This is a genomic window from Flammeovirga sp. SubArs3, assembly GCF_947387565.1.
GTDB lineage: Bacteria > Bacteroidota > Bacteroidia > Cytophagales > Flammeovirgaceae > Flammeovirga > Flammeovirga agarivorans.
In genome coordinates this window covers 271,125-288,782 of record NZ_CANDOA010000001.1, presented here as the reverse complement: position 1 = coordinate 288,782, position 17,658 = coordinate 271,125, and the positions used below count along the sequence as shown (strand labels likewise).

Annotated in this window: 15 protein-coding genes; 2 read left to right on the top strand and 13 right to left on the bottom strand. The window is 34.2% G+C overall.

Features of this window, described 5'->3' with window-relative positions; genetic code table 11:
- Positions 1 to 2: 2 nt before the first annotated feature.
- The gene (locus tag QL232_RS01205) at positions 3 to 710 is read right to left on the bottom strand and encodes a class I SAM-dependent methyltransferase (RefSeq protein WP_281612708.1); all 708 of its coding nucleotides are present in this window, start codon (positions 708 to 710) and stop codon (positions 3 to 5) included.
- Positions 711 to 763: 53 nt separating this feature from the next.
- Positions 764 to 1,510, bottom strand: a complete 747-nt coding sequence (locus QL232_RS01200) for a glucose 1-dehydrogenase (protein ID WP_281612707.1) — start codon at positions 1,508 to 1,510, stop codon at positions 764 to 766.
- A 119-nt stretch (positions 1,511 to 1,629) separates the two neighbouring features.
- On the opposite strand from QL232_RS01200, the gene QL232_RS01195 reads away from it, so the two are divergent.
- On the top strand, positions 1,630 to 1,989 hold the full coding sequence (locus tag QL232_RS01195) for a helix-turn-helix domain-containing protein (RefSeq protein WP_281612706.1): 360 nt from the start codon (positions 1,630 to 1,632) through the stop codon (positions 1,987 to 1,989).
- Positions 1,990 to 2,039: 50 nt separating this feature from the next.
- On the opposite strand, the gene QL232_RS01190 is transcribed toward QL232_RS01195, so the two are convergent.
- The 9 genes from QL232_RS01190 to QL232_RS01150 all read right to left on the bottom strand — a co-directional run bounded on the left by QL232_RS01190 (position 2,040) and on the right by QL232_RS01150 (position 10,196).
- Positions 2,040 to 2,519: a GNAT family N-acetyltransferase gene (locus tag QL232_RS01190; RefSeq protein WP_281612705.1), complete on the bottom strand. Its 480-nt coding sequence runs from the start codon at positions 2,517 to 2,519 to the stop codon at positions 2,040 to 2,042.
- Between the two features lie 85 nt (positions 2,520 to 2,604).
- Positions 2,605 to 3,582, bottom strand: coding sequence for a DUF2268 domain-containing putative Zn-dependent protease (locus tag QL232_RS01185; RefSeq protein WP_281612704.1), 978 nt, complete (start codon positions 3,580 to 3,582; stop codon positions 2,605 to 2,607).
- Between the two features lie 156 nt (positions 3,583 to 3,738).
- Positions 3,739 to 4,845, bottom strand: a complete 1,107-nt coding sequence (locus QL232_RS01180) for a choloylglycine hydrolase family protein (protein WP_281612703.1) — start codon at positions 4,843 to 4,845, stop codon at positions 3,739 to 3,741.
- A gap of 275 nt (positions 4,846 to 5,120) precedes the next feature.
- Entirely contained in the window at positions 5,121 to 5,909 is a 789-nt protein-coding gene (locus QL232_RS01175; RefSeq protein WP_281612702.1) for a type 1 glutamine amidotransferase domain-containing protein, read from the bottom strand.
- A gap of 35 nt (positions 5,910 to 5,944) precedes the next feature.
- Positions 5,945 to 6,685, bottom strand: coding sequence for an SDR family NAD(P)-dependent oxidoreductase (locus tag QL232_RS01170; RefSeq protein WP_281612701.1), 741 nt, complete (start codon positions 6,683 to 6,685; stop codon positions 5,945 to 5,947).
- A gap of 88 nt (positions 6,686 to 6,773) precedes the next feature.
- The gene (locus QL232_RS01165) at positions 6,774 to 7,334 is read right to left on the bottom strand and encodes a Crp/Fnr family transcriptional regulator (protein ID WP_281612700.1); all 561 of its coding nucleotides are present in this window, start codon (positions 7,332 to 7,334) and stop codon (positions 6,774 to 6,776) included.
- 174 nt (positions 7,335 to 7,508) lie between these two features.
- Positions 7,509 to 8,369: an SDR family oxidoreductase gene (locus QL232_RS01160; RefSeq protein ID WP_281612699.1), complete on the bottom strand. Its 861-nt coding sequence runs from the start codon at positions 8,367 to 8,369 to the stop codon at positions 7,509 to 7,511.
- A gap of 94 nt (positions 8,370 to 8,463) precedes the next feature.
- Positions 8,464 to 9,348 (bottom strand): helix-turn-helix domain-containing protein, encoded by an 885-nt coding sequence (locus QL232_RS01155; RefSeq protein ID WP_281612698.1) that lies wholly within the window; start codon positions 9,346 to 9,348, stop codon positions 8,464 to 8,466.
- A 14-nt stretch (positions 9,349 to 9,362) separates the two neighbouring features.
- Entirely contained in the window at positions 9,363 to 10,196 is an 834-nt protein-coding gene (locus tag QL232_RS01150; protein ID WP_281612697.1) for an alpha/beta fold hydrolase, read from the bottom strand.
- Between the two features lie 1,184 nt (positions 10,197 to 11,380).
- On the opposite strand from QL232_RS01150, the gene QL232_RS01145 reads away from it, so the two are divergent.
- Entirely contained in the window at positions 11,381 to 15,700 is a 4,320-nt protein-coding gene (locus tag QL232_RS01145) for an Ig-like domain-containing protein (protein WP_281612696.1), read from the top strand.
- A gap of 215 nt (positions 15,701 to 15,915) precedes the next feature.
- Here QL232_RS01145 and QL232_RS01140 read toward each other — a convergent pair whose 3' ends face one another.
- Together QL232_RS01140 and QL232_RS01135 are read right to left on the bottom strand one after the other, a co-directional pair.
- Positions 15,916 to 16,662: a L,D-transpeptidase family protein gene (locus QL232_RS01140; RefSeq protein ID WP_281612695.1), complete on the bottom strand. Its 747-nt coding sequence runs from the start codon at positions 16,660 to 16,662 to the stop codon at positions 15,916 to 15,918.
- A gap of 157 nt (positions 16,663 to 16,819) precedes the next feature.
- Positions 16,820 to 17,635: an alpha/beta hydrolase gene (locus QL232_RS01135; RefSeq protein ID WP_281612694.1), complete on the bottom strand. Its 816-nt coding sequence runs from the start codon at positions 17,633 to 17,635 to the stop codon at positions 16,820 to 16,822.
- Positions 17,636 to 17,658: the final 23 nt, after the last annotated feature.

Genomic DNA, 17,658 nt, shown 5'->3' with positions numbered 1-17,658 from the left:
AATTATTTTATCCCCCCAAAAGCTCCAAAACACATGTTTTTGTGTAGTATTTCGGTAACCCTAAAGCCTACTTTTTTCATTAAATCTAATTGATAAGTCATAGATCTAGGAGAGTCTTCTAGTTGAATATAATCCATCACTTGTTTTCTGTATTTTTCTCCATTAATACCCTCTAGATATTCTCCGTATCTATCCCATGTATATTCTATTAGAGGTGCAGTTTCTTGTGTTATAAGATCGGATATCATTAAACACCCACCAGGTTTAAGTAAGTTGAATAATTTTTCGAACGTTGTTTCCCAATCTTTATCATCCCTAAGGTGATGTAAAACAGCTCCGGCCAAAATTATATCATAACTTTCCTCTTCTAGATCAACCTCTCTAATATCTCCTTGTATTGTTTCTACTTTTTTAGTCGTAGATAGTGAAACACGTTCAAATGCTTTATCTAACATAGGTTGACTTAAATCGACTAAGGTACAGTTAAGGTTTGGAGTTTTTGAAAGCATTTTTATGGTATAGTTTCCTGCTCCGCACCCGATATCTAACAATCGTTGTGGATTGGGAACAATACGTTTTGCTGCTTCGGTCAATACTTCTAAAGAGATTGTAGCATCTATTGTAGTTACCTGACCTGTGTCAAGATTTGAAAATCGCTCAACATCATTGTCAAAACGTATTTGTATTTCCTTTACAGTTGATTTTCGCATGCTAAAGTTAATTTTTGAGGTGGTAATTTATTGCGATTTTTTCTGTACTTTGGCTAGAAGCCTCCAGTCACTTCTATTTTTTGCCCTGTAATCCATTGAGCATCACTTGTAGCTAGGAAAGAGACCACTTGTGCAATGTCGTTGGGTTGACCCACTCTTCCCATAGGAGTCATGGCAACAAAATTGGCTTCACTTTCACTTCCGATAGTACCAATCGTGTGAGTTCCTTCGGTTTCTACTAGACCTGGTAATATCGCATTTACTCGAATATTTCGAGGTCCGAGTTCTTTAGCTAAACTTTGCGTAAACCCATCAATTGCAGATTTTGTCGCTGTATAAAGTGATGTGTAGGCTGTAGGTCGGGTGGTAGCTACAGAACTAATATTTACGATACTTCCTCCTTTGTCACCAAAATGCGACAAAGCTTCTTGTGAACACAACATACTTCCAAGAACATTGGTATTCATCTGACGTTGAAATTCATCCACCGTAACTGTTTCTATAGGTTCAAAATGATAAACTCCAGCATTGTTTACCAAGATATCGATATTTCCAATTGCTGACTTTATCTGATTGAACATGTTTGTAACATCTGTTTTGTTGGAAACATCTGCCTGAAAAGCCATGGCTTGGTAATCTTTCGATTTCAGTTCTTCCACAAGTTGAACAGCTGCTGTTTTATCACTATGGTAATTGATAGCAACATAAACTCCTTGACTTGCTAAAGCTTTAGCGATTCCTTTTCCAATACCTTTCGATGCACCTGTGATTACTGCAACTTTTCCTTCTAAATTATTCATATCCTGTTTGTTGATTTGTTAGGCAAAGTTGTTCATATTAGTATATATTGGTCAAGTATGCACTTTTTAGTAACCTAGGTACTAAAAGGGTATTAATGTTGAAAATCAGTAGGTAAAAAATGGATAAAAATAATAAAAAAGCAGTCTGTGGGATAGATTATGGCTTTAAACGCATCGGTGGAAAATATAAAGGAAGAATATTATGGGCATTACACAGTGGGGAGGTTTTACGCTACGGTGAACTTCGTCGGGCTTTACCTGATATCTCTCCTAAAATGTTAACCCAAACGTTGCGTGAATTAGAATATGATGATTTGATCTTTAGAAAAGTATATCAGGAAGTGCCTCCCAAAGTTGAATATACTTTAAGTAATAAAGGAAAAGAACTTATACCATTTATTGAATATTTAGGAAATTGGGGGATGGAACAAATGAAAAAAGAAGAAGTGGAAGTAATGATTTGTAGTGATGAAAGTTGAGTTTGTAATGAGATTATAGTCCTAAAACTTATAGTTCATTCTTCACTTTTTTATAGAGAGCGTTGCATTTCTATTACTTCAAAATAATCATTATTCGACAATAGTATTTGATTAGACTTCATCTTTTCAAATCCAAACTTTTTATACAATGGAACACCTGAGAGGGTTGAGGTCAATACTATTTTCTTTAATGAAAGCTTTTTGCATAATGATATACAGTATTCTAATAATAATGATCCGATGCCTTGTTTTGCATAATCAGGATGAACAAAAAAGCTTTTAAATTCAGTGATATCTGATTGACTTGTATCTATTTTAAATCCTCCACAGCCTATTATTTTGTGATCTAAAGTGGCGATATAAAACGAGTGATTTAGTATTAAATCTTCTATACCTTGGATCAATTCTTTACCCACAATTATTGTGGACTCTTTGTAGTATTTTTTTTGTAATACATTGACAGAGATGTCAATCATTTCATTGATCTCATGAATTGAATTTATTTTAGCTTGTTGAATTTGTATGTCCATTTTAGGAGAAGGTAGAATAATAATTAATTTCAAAATAGGTGAGGAAACTAGAGTGTAAAAGCTTAGTTCAGTAGTGAAAGATAATTTATTTTGAGTAATTATTTTTAATGAATTGGTCTATTTTACAATCGATATAAAAATCATGATAACTTCTGATATTTAAAATGTCATGCACTACTTTTTTCTTATCGAAGTTTTTCTGTTCAAAATATGACTTACAAAGTAAATAACCAGTCCAATAACCTGAATTTCTTGGTCTTGTTTCACTTTGTTTCACCCATGTTCTCCAAGAGTTCCAAGTACTTTTATTGTCTTTACAGTTATCAAATTCACTCCAAATGTACTCTTCCTTACCAGCAAAAGAAGTATAGTCGCCATCTGTATTTCCACAAATAAGTTCTGCGATAAATTCTGCTGAACCCTCTCTTAAACTACTGGCAAGAATTGTATTCTCCTTTTTCATTTTCTTTTGGTTAAAATGAATCAATTCATGACAAACAGTTACTGGAATATGCTCTCTTAACATACTTATTCTAAGTATATCTTTATTCCAATTTTCAGTTTTTGATGTAGGTGTTCGACAGAGGATTTCAGTTCCTATTATTATTCCATTTTTTGAAATCGTTCCGTTAGAACTAAATCTACCAACGACAAAATAAATATCTGGAAATGTCGCATCAGGATATATAGCTTTAAACTCTTGGAAGTAAGTTTGAATCTTTTCCTTAAGGTCATCTACATCAGTGATATCTTTTCTTATCGATAAATAAAACTCCTTATGTTGTAGGACAAACCTAGAAAATTTATCAACACTATAAATTTTACTTTTATAGAAGTCTTTTAGACCTTTTGACCCTTTATCAAAATAACTTTCTTTAAAAATAGAAGTTGCATTTAATGTATCATCCAATGCTAAATCTAAAGCATTGTAGAAGTTTTGTATATCACTAACATAAATCTTAGAGGATATTGGTTCTTTTGAATTTTTTGAAAAGCTATTATTTAAATTAATAAATAGAAAAAGAATAAAGATGAAACTGAGGTGAGTTTGTAAAGTTTGCATGAAGTAGGTGAGTTTTTGTTGTAACAGCCTATTGTATAAGTAAAACCGTATAAAGAATAGCAATCAATATTTCTTCCGGAATTACTTATACAAGAGCTGTAAGTTTATTTGTGACAATAGTAATTACTTTATCTAAATGTGAGTAGGAATGAATGACTAATTGAATTTATCACTCACATCTACAACTGTAAACTCGGTCTCCATCGAGATGTGACGAATTTTCCCTTTGGCCGCTTTTAATGTTTCTTGAATATCTACCTGACACACTTGTTGGCCTTGGTAGGTTTTAAACGAATAACTAAGGTTTTTCAAGTCTACCACAGTAGTCCATGATGTTATTTCATTAAAAACTTTTGTGCCATCTGATGTTTTAACCACATCACGTACCGAACCTACTGGAATATCAAAGTTATTCATTAGATGAAAAACCTGAGGTACGGTTAGTTTGGCCGTTTCCTGCTTTACAGCAGTTTGCGAATAAATTGCCGCTCTAATAAAACGTGATGGAGGTGTTCCATCTCCAGGTAAACCTCGTAAACCACTACCTTCACCAGGAGCTCTTAATTTCTGTCCTCCAAAATCAAATGGCTCCACATTGATTACAGATAAGTTCATGTAATTATTTAGATTAGTGACATGCCAGTCAAAAGAAGGTGAGTTCGTAAATACGCCCACCGGATTATCATAAATCACTAACGTCTTTTTTAGTGGTTCAATAACAACACAAGCACCTGATTTATCATGAATAACATAATGTGCAGGTAGGCTTTTATTACCTAATACTTCTAATGGATTCTCAACAAGAAATACCTTGTCAAAATTAGCTTTAACTTCTTCTACAGAAGCAAAATTTGCTAATAACCAAGTTCCATAATCTTCAGCGGCCATGGAAACTTCGTATTTAGAAGCATCGGGTTGATTATAGCTAGCATAACCAGGGAAATAATGTAATCCAACATACAGTCCTGCCTCATTAATTCCATCAGCATGTATATCGAATCCAAAACCATTGGCTCCAACAATACCATATTTTGATGTGTAGGAAATCCCTTTAGACTGATCTGGTAGCGAGCTTTTTATTTTAGTACCCGCTGGAAAAACCAATACTTCTGATTTAGGGTCAAGGCCAAACTCTAATGTTCTGCCTATAACTACACCTCCATCTTTCGCGATTAAACGTAAACCGGTACAAGCCTCTGCATAAAATATACTGATAGTACTTATTGCATGAATTAAAAGTATAGTTGTTAATCTTGTTCTCATGATTAATTTTTTGGTTATTATTTAGATGTATTTAGTTTTAATTTTTACTTGTTGAGTAGTGACTCAGGGTTATTTTTTATAACAATCTTCCACTTCTATTATCACAAAATAGCTTGCTTTGATGCCTCTAGTTTGTTGTCAGTTAGATCGTTGGAAGATGTATTAAAGTTATAGATTACAGCAATACAAAGCAAAATGAAAACGAGACTAAAAGCTTAGTTTTAGATAAGATTAGACTAGAGCATTATAATCTTATCTGTAATAAATAAACTTGTCTATTTCATTTCCTCAAGAACTTCTAGAAACAACTTATTGAACTCGTTTCCTGAGTAGGGATTTTGACTGCTAACTAGATTCCTATCCCTTATTGCAAAACTTTTACCGGGGCCTCCTTTTTCATATTTTATACCTAGTTCTTTAAGCTGCTTGGCAATTTTTCTATTTTGAGGTTTTCCCTTCATGATAAATCTTTCGATATAAAATTCTTCAAAAGGTGTCACTGAATTTACTTTGTACCCCACAAATGGGTTTTCTTCCTTTGGAATTGTGGTAATTAAGCCAGGCGCATGACAAATCAAACCAATTGCTTTTTTGTCGAGAGCAAATGATTTTAAGAGTAATGGTATGTTTTTATTATAAATCAAATCAACCATTAAGCCTTGTCCACCAGGTATTACCAAACCAATGTATTCCTCTTTCTGTTGGATCGCTTTTTCTAAAATTATAGGGTTGGAAAAACTACTATTTTGACTACAAAAATCAATGGCTTCTTGTTTCAATTCTGGAGTTTCTTTCCAATAGTCATCATCTAAACTTTCTTGATCAATAGTTGCCTTTTTGCCCGTAGGAGTGGCAAAATCAATAACGTAGCCTTTGGCTGTAAGGGCTTTGTATGCTTGATAGTACTCATTAAGAAAAACACCTGTTTGTCGTTTCTTTTTCCCCTGTTTCAATAATAGTGTATCCGCTTCGCTCATGACAAATAGTACTTTTCCATTTTGAGCAAAAACGGAGATGGAAATAAATAAGTGAAGTAATAAGATGATGATTTTTTTGTTTTTCATTTTAAACTAATTTTAAAGTTATACTTGATTATAGACTATTCTTTTTCCCCTCCATTTTTCATGATCTTTTCCGCAAGAGAAGGGAATAAGCGGTGGATTATTTTTAGCAGTTTTACTTTACCAATACTTACTTCATACTTATCATTCTTGAAAGCGTAAATAAACTCTTCGACTAATTGCTCAGGTGGTATTTTCCCTTTTCCTCTTCCCGCAGTCATATTGGTGTCTACCAGGGCCGGAATAATTTCAAAAACCTTAGTGTGTTGAAGTTGATATCGCAATGCTTTTGAAAAAATATGGATACCTGCTTTTGTGCCACAATACACAGGAGCTTGTTTTTTAGGTACTAAACCTAAACCCGATGAAACATTAACAATGGCAGCATTATCATTAGACTTAATGATCGGTAATATCCGAGCGATAATTTTGAGTGGAGCCAAGAAATTGACGTTGATTTCTTGTTCTATCTTATCTAATAGTAGAGGCTCTTCTGTAAAATGATAATTGTACTGAATGCCCGCATTGTTGATTAGGATATTGGTATCTGGATGTTTTTGCTGTATAAAGAGGAATAACTTTTCTAGGTCTTCTTCTTTTGAAATGTCACAAGAAAACGGAATAATCCGTTTGTCTTTTTGGCCTAAATCCATCAGTTTTTGTTCATTACGTCCCAATGCAATAACCTGATTACCGAGACTTAAAAACTTATTAAGCAAAGCTTCGCCAATACCTGCTGTAGCACCTGTAATGAGAATTTTATTTCCTTCTAATCGCATAATATTATCTGTATCGATTGGTGTATGATACAATAATCAGTGCTTTGAGGAAGAGTTCCATTTACATATGTAAAGAAAAAGGAGAGATTTACTTTTGAGTTCTGATTCTACTCAACTGTGTGGGGCTTACGCCTAAATAGGAAGCAATATGATATTGTGGAATAAGTTGTTCTAGTTGTGGGTGTTCATTTTGAAAAATAGTATAGCGATCCTTGGCTTGTAGTGTAACCAATTCAATTTCTCTTTTTTCTTTTCTAACAAAAAACTGCTCGGCAAGTATACGGGATAGCCTTTCCACTTGAGGGTATTGGTCGTACAGATCCGTTATTCTTTTATAGTTTGCAACCAATAGGCAACAGTCTGTAAGACAATCGATGTCGATAAGGTTTTTTTGTTGAGTAATCAATGAAGAATATGCACCAACAAAATGGTTTTCAGTAAAAAATGTTTTGTTATACTCCTCTGCTTGTTCATTACTGTAATAGGCTCTTAGTACCCCAGATTTCACAAATGCGATTTTTCTAGAATACTCCCCTTTTTTAGCAAAAGACGAACCTTTACTAAATGGAACTTCCGAAAACTGATTGACCAACAGTTCTAGAGTTTCAGGGTCAAATGACACAATATTTTTGAGTGTATCTTTTAGCATTTGCATACGATGATTAAACAACAAATTTGCCAAACTAAATTGAAGTGAATTGGAAGTAATTGATTTAGCGTATTTACAATTGGCTTTCTGTTAGATGGTATAACAACAAAAACGGTTCGAGTTTACACCCAAACCGCTATTGTTTATATCAAGTAATAAATTATGTATTATTTCTTAGATAAAGTAATTCTTGTTACTCTCAAAAAATGTTTTGGCAGAAGTATATTCCCTTCCTATTACTTTTTTGAAGTCTTCTGAATACTCGGCTGTCCATCCTTGTTTCATGATATAGTTTAATTCCATCATTGCATTCACCATCCATTCAGGCATTCCATTGCTCAACATACTTTCCCTTGCTTTATCTTCAGGTACATCGATATAACTTACTTTCTTATTTGTAACTTCACTAATGATGTTAGCATATTCGTTATTAGTAAGTGCTAATCCGCTTAAGTTGTAAGCTTGGTTATAATGGCTTTCTGAAGTTAACGCTATGCTTATTACTTCAGCAATATCGTTTATATCAACCATACCTAATTTTGCAGCACCATTAGGTAAGTAAAAACCACTATGCTCTTTTATAGTTTGACTGTGAAAGTTGATGAAGTTTTGTAAGAAATTATTGGGGCGAACAAAGGTGTAATTTATACCAGATGCTTTAATTAATTCTTCACTTTTTCCTGCCCAACGAGCCATTTGAATTTGTCCGTCTACATCTGCTCCTAATGCTGTGCTTCTTACAAAATGTTTTACGTTATTCTTTATGGCACTATTGATTACCAATTGTGTAATAAATTCTGGATTTTGCATTAAAGGTGTTACCAAAAATACACGCTGTTTACCTTTTAAAGCTTGGTTTAAACTTTCTTGATCAGTAAAGTTGACCAAAACTGGTTTAGCATTCAATTGTTGTACTTTCTTGAAATCTCTTTCTGAACGTACACCGGCAAAAACTTCCACGTTTTTGTTTTGTAAATTCTTTAGAACAGCGGTTCCAATATTTCCAGTAGCTCCTAATACGATTATTTTTTCCATTGTCTTTAATTTTTTCGATTTGATAGTACAAATATCTATCAACGATGGATCTTAGCGGTAACCAAAAACAATGTGAAAATGACCAAAATTACATTTAGGCTTTTCTGTATTCGTTAGGAGTCGTACCAGTTGATTTTTTAAAGAACCGGACGAAATGTGTGGGTTCATCAAAACCCATAGAATAGGCAATTTCAGAAATATCGTCAGTAGTATATTTCAGCTGTCGTTTAGCTTCTTGAATGATTTTGACAGAAATAATCTCCTTTGCGGTTTTCCCTGTTATCGATTTAACAGTCTGATTTAAACTATTTGCAGATACGTTTAATGCATCTGCATAATCAGCTACTTTTTTATGTTTGATATAACTGTTTCCTACTAAATTTTGAAATTTGAAGACAAGTTCTTCTTTCTTGGAAAGCTTTTTAGATGTGTTATTGTTGGCTTCTTCAATGCTTTTACATTTAAATAAAATGGATAATAAAAACGATTGAATAATTTGAATTCTGTAGGAATTAGGTGTGTAGAACTCATTGTAGAGTTTTTCAAAATCATAGATAAGTTCCTTTGTTTCATTATTACTCAGCTTTAGGAAATTCTTGTGAGCCAAATCAAAAAGAGAAAATTCTGTTTTAAAATCACCACTGTAAAAATTGAGGAATTCTGCTTTAAAATAAACATTAAACCCAGTAGTTTTTATGCTTCTTTGCCAAGAGAAAATATGGCTAGGAGATAGAAAATAAAGGGTGTTTTCTAAAGTTTCATTAGTTTGTTCATTGATATTTACGCTAGTATCTTTAGCATCTAGTATCAAAGAAATCTGATAGAAATCTTTTTGATAAGGAGACATTTTGAGTGACTTGTCCTTCGGGAGTTCATCAAACTTAAAGATGAAAAAGTCAGGAATATCTGTTCGTTTTTCAAACCCAGTCGTTTCAAAAAACTCATTAATTTCTTTAAATGTTTTTATAGTATTCTTCAATTTTACATTAAGAGTTATCTTATCTCATTTAGCAGTAGTTCCCAAATTGTATTTTTGAACTTGTCTTTAAATACACCAAAATGTCCAATTTTCTTCTCTCTGAAATCATCTGGTACTAAATGAGTTGATTTAATCTTTGAGTTTAGATATTGATTGCCCATCCATTCTACTGCTTTTTGAGGAGCAAAATAATCATCTTCAATACTAAATACACTAATGTCTACTTCAATTTTATCATAATATTTTATAGCTATTGATTTATCACTATGTATATAATCTGGATTTTTGCACCAATTTCGCCATTGAGCGGCTACATTTTTTGGTAGGTTCTCCATTCCGCTCAGCTTTTTTGAGTTGAGATATCCATATAGATGTAAAAGGGTTGGAATTAGAATATACCAATTGAACCACATCTTTACTTTATCAATTCCTTGCCAAAATTTCCAGTAACCGGATTGTGAAGCAATAAGTATTATCTTATCAAATTTAGAGGATGATTTAGCCAAGCCGATCAGTTGCCCTCCAATACTATGTCCAAGAATTATTTTTTTAGCGTCGGGGTAGTTTTTTATAGCATATTGCAAAACACTCTCTAAGTCATTTTGCCCCCAATCAGCAGCATTATTATTTAATTCTTTGATGGGTTTAGTCAGAGAGCGACCAATTCCATTGTAATCAAAAGTGATCACTGAAACTCCTTTTTCGGACAGAAACGAAGAAAATTTTTGATAATTCTCTTGTTTTATTCCCGTCGCTGAGGCGATTATGAGAAGTGTATCATTCTTATCGGCTTCATAAAGTGTTGCAGATAGTTTTTCTGAATTGGATAGTATTTCAATGTGTTTCATTTTTTTTTGATGGTTGTCAACGTTCCTGTAACAGAGTATAGGAACGGTTATATTGGTTAAGGTTATGCTCTAGATTTAGTTGTTATTATTGTCAATGAGTTCTAATTATTAGTGGTTTATTATTTACTCTATCGTTCCATGTTTGGTGTACTAGTTTGTAATATCCAATATTGAATCTTCCTTACTTCTAGATGAATGAACTTTGAAAGTTATTCTATTCATTGATTTATAATTTTCTAGAATGTTATATGATGTAATAGTAAAACTACAATCATCGGGTGGAAGTTAGGTATTGTATATGTCGAAAAGTATACGAATAATATCATTCTAAATATAATTTATTCTTCTAGAGGTGGCAAGTTTCTTACTCATGGAATAAAATATTCGATGTATTGTGACTCATTAGGTATGTTTTCTTTTTGCCATAATAGACTGAATGAGGGAATGAGAATGGCATTTTCATCTATAAAAAAGTAGGAGAATGATCTCATTTTTATGGAAAAATAATTGATTACTATTATATTACGCATGCAATACAATCGAGATTACTCTATGAAATATTTAATGACTTTTAGAAAGGATATGTAGAGTACATATATTGATGAATACGAATATTTTCAATCTAATTAATTTGCTTGAGTATATCCCCCTTTACATTGGGTTATAACACATGACATATAAAATATTCTTTCTATATTTCTCTTGCTATAAAATACATAAAATGATTTTTCAAACATACCAAACTGACAATGGAAACATTTATTACTTCTTCAGTTTATAGAGAGTTTATTTTATCCCAATGCAAGTTGGACATTTCTAAAGTATAGTTTTAACAACCCGTACCATCTATACTTTTTTTCAAATACACGACAAAATTAGTGATGACCATTTTACTATTGGTTTACAAGACTTGAACACAATACTCTTTAATATTTAGAAAGGCTATCTTACATTAAATATAAATTTGTGAAGCAGACAAAGTCTGACTCTCATTGCTATAACTACTTCACAACCTGTTGTTTTAGTTATCACTTTTGTAAATCTAATAGATAAAGTTCATGCGGTAATTTAGGTAATACTAAATCTTGTAAAAGTTGTAAACTTTTAAAAAACTTATGGGTGTATATGTTGGAATTTCATAGAGACATGATATTCAAATTTTTAAACAATTAATTTTTTTCTAAATGAAAACAATTTACTTTCTTCTCATTGCTTGGTTAGCGAGTATTAATACCATTTATGCACAATGTACAGTTGATGCATCACTTAGTAATGGAGATATTTTTGGCAATATTACTGATCAGATGGGGCAGAGTTTTACGGCATGTACAGATGGAACACTCAGTACATTAAAATTTCTCTCAATATATGATTTAACTGACGGTGATGTACTTGATGATGGTAATTTAATCATTTACACAGCTAGCAAAGCATCTACATTAGCTACTATCCCAATGACAGAAATTACTTTTGTGAAATGGGATCAGGTAGATCATACTACCTACTCATCAATAGACCTTAGTGGGTATTCCATTCCTGTAACCAATGGAAGTGAATATATTTTTGAATTTTCGTATGTTTATGGTATAGGTTATCATGATGCTAATCAATATGATGGAGGTGATATATATCTTAGTGGTTCTGCAATTCCAGGCTTTGATCTAATATTTGAAATGGATATTACAGCAGCCCCTTCTGATACCGATCCGCCTGTAGTACAAGGAATATCATTGTCTGGTAATCATGATGATAATGCAAGCTCTGTTACTTACCAAGTGAGTTTTGATGAGAATGCAAATAATATTTCCATAGATGACTTTGAACTGGTGACAACAGGCACTGCAACGGCTAGTATTGCTTCAGTAAGCAGTACATCTGGTACTTCAGTTAATGTGGTTGTAAATTCAATTGCTAATGAAGGAACGATTCGTTTAAATCTTAAGTCTTCAACAGATATTCAAGATGACCTTGGGAATAGTGGAGTAGCCTCTTACTCAAGTGGAGAATCGCAGAATGTTGATAGAATTGCTCCAACTGTAACAGTAACAAGTCTTAAGACAAATGATGCAACACCATCATTGAGTGGAACAGTAAATGATAATTTTGCAACTGTTATAGTGACAGTAAATAGTGAGGTAAAAACGGCGAGTGTAAGTAATGGTATTTGGACGATTGCTGATGATGAGTTGAGCAGTATGTCAGAAGGTACTTATAATGTGTCCGTTACAGCAACGGATGAAGCCGGTAATTCGGGTAGTGATAGCAGTACTGATGAGTTAGTAATTGATTTGACAGCCCCGAGCGTAACGGTGACGAGCTTAACGACGAACGATGCGACACCATCATTAAGTGGAACAGTCGATGATAATAATACAACTGTAACAGTGACAGTAAATAGTGAGGTAAAAACGGCGAGTGTAAGTAATGGTATTTGGACGATTGCTGATGATGAGTTGAGCAGTATGTCAGAAGGTACTTATAATGTGTCCGTTACAGCAACGGATGAAGCCGGTAATTCGGGTAGTGATAGCAGTACTGATGAGTTAGTAATTGATTTGACAGCCCCGAGCGTAACGGTGACGAGCTTAACGACGAACGATGCGACACCATCATTAAGTGGAACAGTCGATGATAATATTTCAACTGTAACAGTGACAGTAAATAGTGAGGTAAAAACGGCGAGTGTAAGTAATGGTATTTGGACGATTGCTGATGATGAGTTGAGCAGTATGTCAGAAGGTACTTATGATGTATCAGTTTCAGCATTAGATGCAGCGGGAAATTCAGGTAGTGATAGTAGTACCGATGAATTAGTAATTGACTTGACAGCCCCGAGCGTAACGGTGACGAGCTTAACGACGAACGATGCGACACCATCATTAAGTGGAACAGTCGATGACAATAGTGCAACAGTAACAGTGACTGTAAACAGTGAGGTGAAGACCGCTAGTGTGAGCAATGGTACTTGGACGATTGCAGATAATGAATTGAGCAGTTTATCAGAAGGGACTTATGATGTATCCGTTTCAGCATTAGATGCAGCGGGAAATTCAGGTAGTGATAGTAGTACCGATGAGTTGGTGATTGATTTAACAGCCCCGATCGTAACAGTAACAAGCTTAACGACGAACGATGCGACACCATCATTAAGTGGAACAGTCGATGACAATAGTGCAACAGTAACAGTGACTGTAAACAGTGAGGTGAAGACCGCTAGTGTGAGCAATGGTACTTGGACAATTTCAGATAATGAATTGAGCAGTTTATCAGAAGGGACTTATGATGTATCCGTTTCAGCATTAGATGCAGCGGGAAATTCAGGTAGTGATAGTAGTACCGATGAGTTGGTGATTGATTTAACAGCCCCGATCGTAACAGTAACAAGCTTAACGACGAACGATGCGACACCATCATTAAGTGGAACAGTCGATGACAATAGTGCAACAGTAACAGTGACAGTAAACAGTGAGGTGAAGACCGCTAATGTGAGCAATGGTACTTGGACAATTTCAGATAATGAATTGAGCAGTTTATCAGAAGGGACTTATGATGTATCCGTTTCAGCATTAGATGCAGCGGGAAATTCAGGTAGTGATAGTAGTACCGATGAGTTGGTGATTGATTTAACAGCCCCGATCGTAACAGTAACAAGCTTGACGACGAACGATGCGACACCATCATTAAGTGGAACAGTCGATGACAATAGTGCAACAGTAACAGTGACAGTAAACAGTGAGGTGAAGACCGCTAATGTGAACAATGGTACTTGGTCGATTGCTGATGATGAATTGAGCAGTATGTCAGAAGGGACTTATGATGTATCCGTTTCAGCATTAGATGCAGCGGGAAATTCAGGTAGTGATAGTAGTACCGATGAGTTAGTAATTGATTTGACAGCCCCGAGCGTAACGGTGACAAGCTTGACGACGAACGATGCCACACCATTATTAAGTGGAACAGTAGATGATAATATTGCAACAGTAACAGTGACTGTAAACAGTGAGGTGAAGACCGCTAGTGTGAGTAATGGTACTTGGACAATTTCAGATAATGAATTGAGCAGTATGTCAGAAGGTACTTATGATGTATCTGTTTCAGCATTAGATGCAGCGGGAAATTCAGGTAGTGATAGTAGTAACGATGAGTTAGTAATTGACTTGACAGCCCCGAGCGTAACGGTGACGAGTTTAACGACGAACGATGCCACACCATTATTAAGCGGAACAGTCGATGATAATAATGCAACTGTAACAGTGACAGTAAATAGTGAGGTAAAAACGGCGAGTGTAAGTAATGGTACTTGGACGATTTCAGATAATGAATTGAGCAGTTTATCAGAAGGTACTTATGATGTAACTGTTAAAGCATTAGATGCAGCTGGTAATTCGGGTAGTGATAGCAGTACCGATGAGTTGGTGATTGATTTGACAGCCCCGAGCGTAACGGTGACGAGCTTAACGACGAATGATGCCACACCGTCATTAAGTGGAACAGTCGATGATAATAGTGCAACAGTGACAGTAACTGTAAATAGTGAAGTAAAGACGGCGAATGTGAGCAATGGTACTTGGACAATTTCAGATAATGAGTTGAGCAGTTTGCCTGAAGGTATTTATGATGTATCTGTAATAGCGACTGATAAGGTAGGCAACTCAGGAAGTGATAAAAGTACTAATGAGTTGGTAATTGACATGACTGCCCCAACTGTAAGTCTTTCGACAAGTGTTTCCTCAGTGACTAATGAGAACCCAATTTCTGTCAAAGTAACTTTTAGTGAATCGGTCACTGGCTTTGAAGCTACAGATGTTACAATCAGTGGTGGTACAGTAACTAACTTCTCTGGTTCTGAAGCTAATTACTCGTTTGATGTTATTCCAAATGCAGATGGTAATATCACTGTAAATATTTCATCGGAAGTAGCCATGGATGCGGTTAACAATAGCAATACTGTAGCAGAACAATTAAGTGTAGAGTACGATGGTACGGCTCCTGTAGTTACAGTTGATGAGTTAGAGACGAATGACAACACACCATCTTTAACAGGATCTATTGATGATGCTGATGCTACAATTAAAGTATCGGTAGATGGACAAATACTTGAGGCAATCAACCATGGCGATGGAAAATGGAGTATTAAAGATAATGCCTTATCTGAGCTTGAGAATGGAACTTATGATGTTAAAGTAACTGCAGTTGATGAGGTTGGAAATCAAGGAGTTGATACAACTGAGGATGAATTGAGTATTAATGTGATTCTTAGTGCAAGCGAGTTGAAAGTAGACTTTAGTGTTTATCCAAACCCTGCGACGAATCAATTGTTCATCTCTACAAACATTGACCACCGAGCGATAAACATACTACAAGTATATAATACAATGGGTATGTTGATGGATGTTCCTTATACAAATGGAATATTGAATGTGAGTAACTTACCTCATGGCCAATATTTTGTAAAAATTCAGCTTAATGATACTTCAGTTTTTAAAAGATTCATCAAAAACTAGAAGCCATTAAGTTTAAATAAGTGGCAGTATTGATGTCGACAAAAACCTTCTAATATAAACAACTATATTGTTTATATTAGAAGGTAAATATGAGCCCCGAAGCATTTCGGGGCTTTCTTTATTTTTCTATAAAATCAGTGATTGATACTTATGCTAAAACATTGAGGAGGTCAAATACTGAGAACAGTGTAGGATCAAGCATATAGTTCCGACAATTAATTTACTCGATGCCTTCCTGATGCTAAAAACCCAATTGATGGAGGTTCCTTTTTCTGATTAAATATTTCGTAACCTCTTTTAAGGTCAGTCCATAATGCAATTTTATCAGTATCTGTCTTATATGTTTCAGATAGGCGTTTAAACTCGTCCTCAGATAATTTAGAAGGAAAAATTGTGATTGGTATTTTAGTTTGTCCGTTATTTCTAGCCTCAGTGCAGAATATATATAATTCTTTTATTTGGTCATCAGTAATTGGTAAACATCCTATTGTTACACATGCACCATGAATAAATATGTCTCCACCAAGTTGGCCCTTTACACCTAAAACCCTGTCAGATTTATTGGGGTAATTAATTCCCAGTGATAAGTAATAGCTGCTGTATGGATTGAATCTGTCTATATGGTAGAACCCTTCTGGAATTTGTAAATCACCTTGTTGACGTTTAGGTCCTAAATTTCCAGAGGTGTTACATACTTCATATGTTTTAATCAAGGAGTATTTTGTGTCAGAATCATTTTTACCCCACAACTCAATTTGCTCTTCATTTTTAAAGGTGCGAAGATAAATTTTCAACTTACCTATATCAATCTGCTTATCTTGAAGCAGTGTAAGCATGCTACTTTCTTTATCCTTATATGCTTGTCGAACTCTCGAATACTTAAGCTGACTATTTTTAAATGAATCAGTCTGAAAAGAGCTGAGAGTAATTATTAATAGTATCGATAGAAGTTTCCTTGTCATAGTCTCAAATTATATAGATAAGGTCAATGAAATGAATGGATTACAACGGTCTCGAGTATAAAAAGTAGCGGATTTAAAAGTAATCACTTTTCAATTATACAAAAAAGTACAGACTGTTAAAACCTGTACTTCCTTGTTATTTTTGAACAATTAATTCTTAATCAGCCCATTTACTAATATACTCTGCAGTTTCTTTCCAGTTATTTTCTTCCATCATCCAATGAGCATTATTTTCAAATTGTTTCAATTCTACTTTGGATTTATATTTCTTCATTAATTTTTCTGATATCTTCAAAGGTGAAGCATTGTCAATCCCGCCAGAAACAAGTAACACAGGGATATCTATCTGTGAATATTTAATCTTGTTTGGTTTCTTTCCGAATATATTCTTTATCCAAATCATTTCTTTCATTACTAGTCCTGATTCATAAGTCATATTAGAATAGACTTCTTTTTGTTTTTCATTGGACAAATTATTTAGCATCCCGTTAACAGCTTGTTCAAATGTGGGCTTTGTTAGATTATTTTTTAAGTGTTTTACACTGTTTACCCATTTTACTGATTTTATACTTTCTGACGGTGGCATCATTCCATAATTTGCCGGTGGTGCAATTAAAATCATTTTTCCAATCAATCCCTCCATTGCTAATCTTTGTACAACAATGCATCCCATTGAATGAGCTACAACGATTGGTGGATTTTCAAATGATTTTAAGATGTCTCTGATTTGGCTTACATAATCCTCCATACTCACACCAATCAATGAATCATTACGTTCAGTTGAATGATAATTAAACGTTGGAGAAATAGTATTATATTCTTTTCCAGAAAAATAATTTTCAAAATTAGACCAAACAATACCTGTTGACCATGCTCCATGAATAAATACTACATTCTTATCAATTGCTTTTTCTTGTGCTAGACCTACAACACTAATTAAGAGTATACTAAAAAATAAAACCACTGTCTTCATAATATAGAAAGTTAAACGTTTGT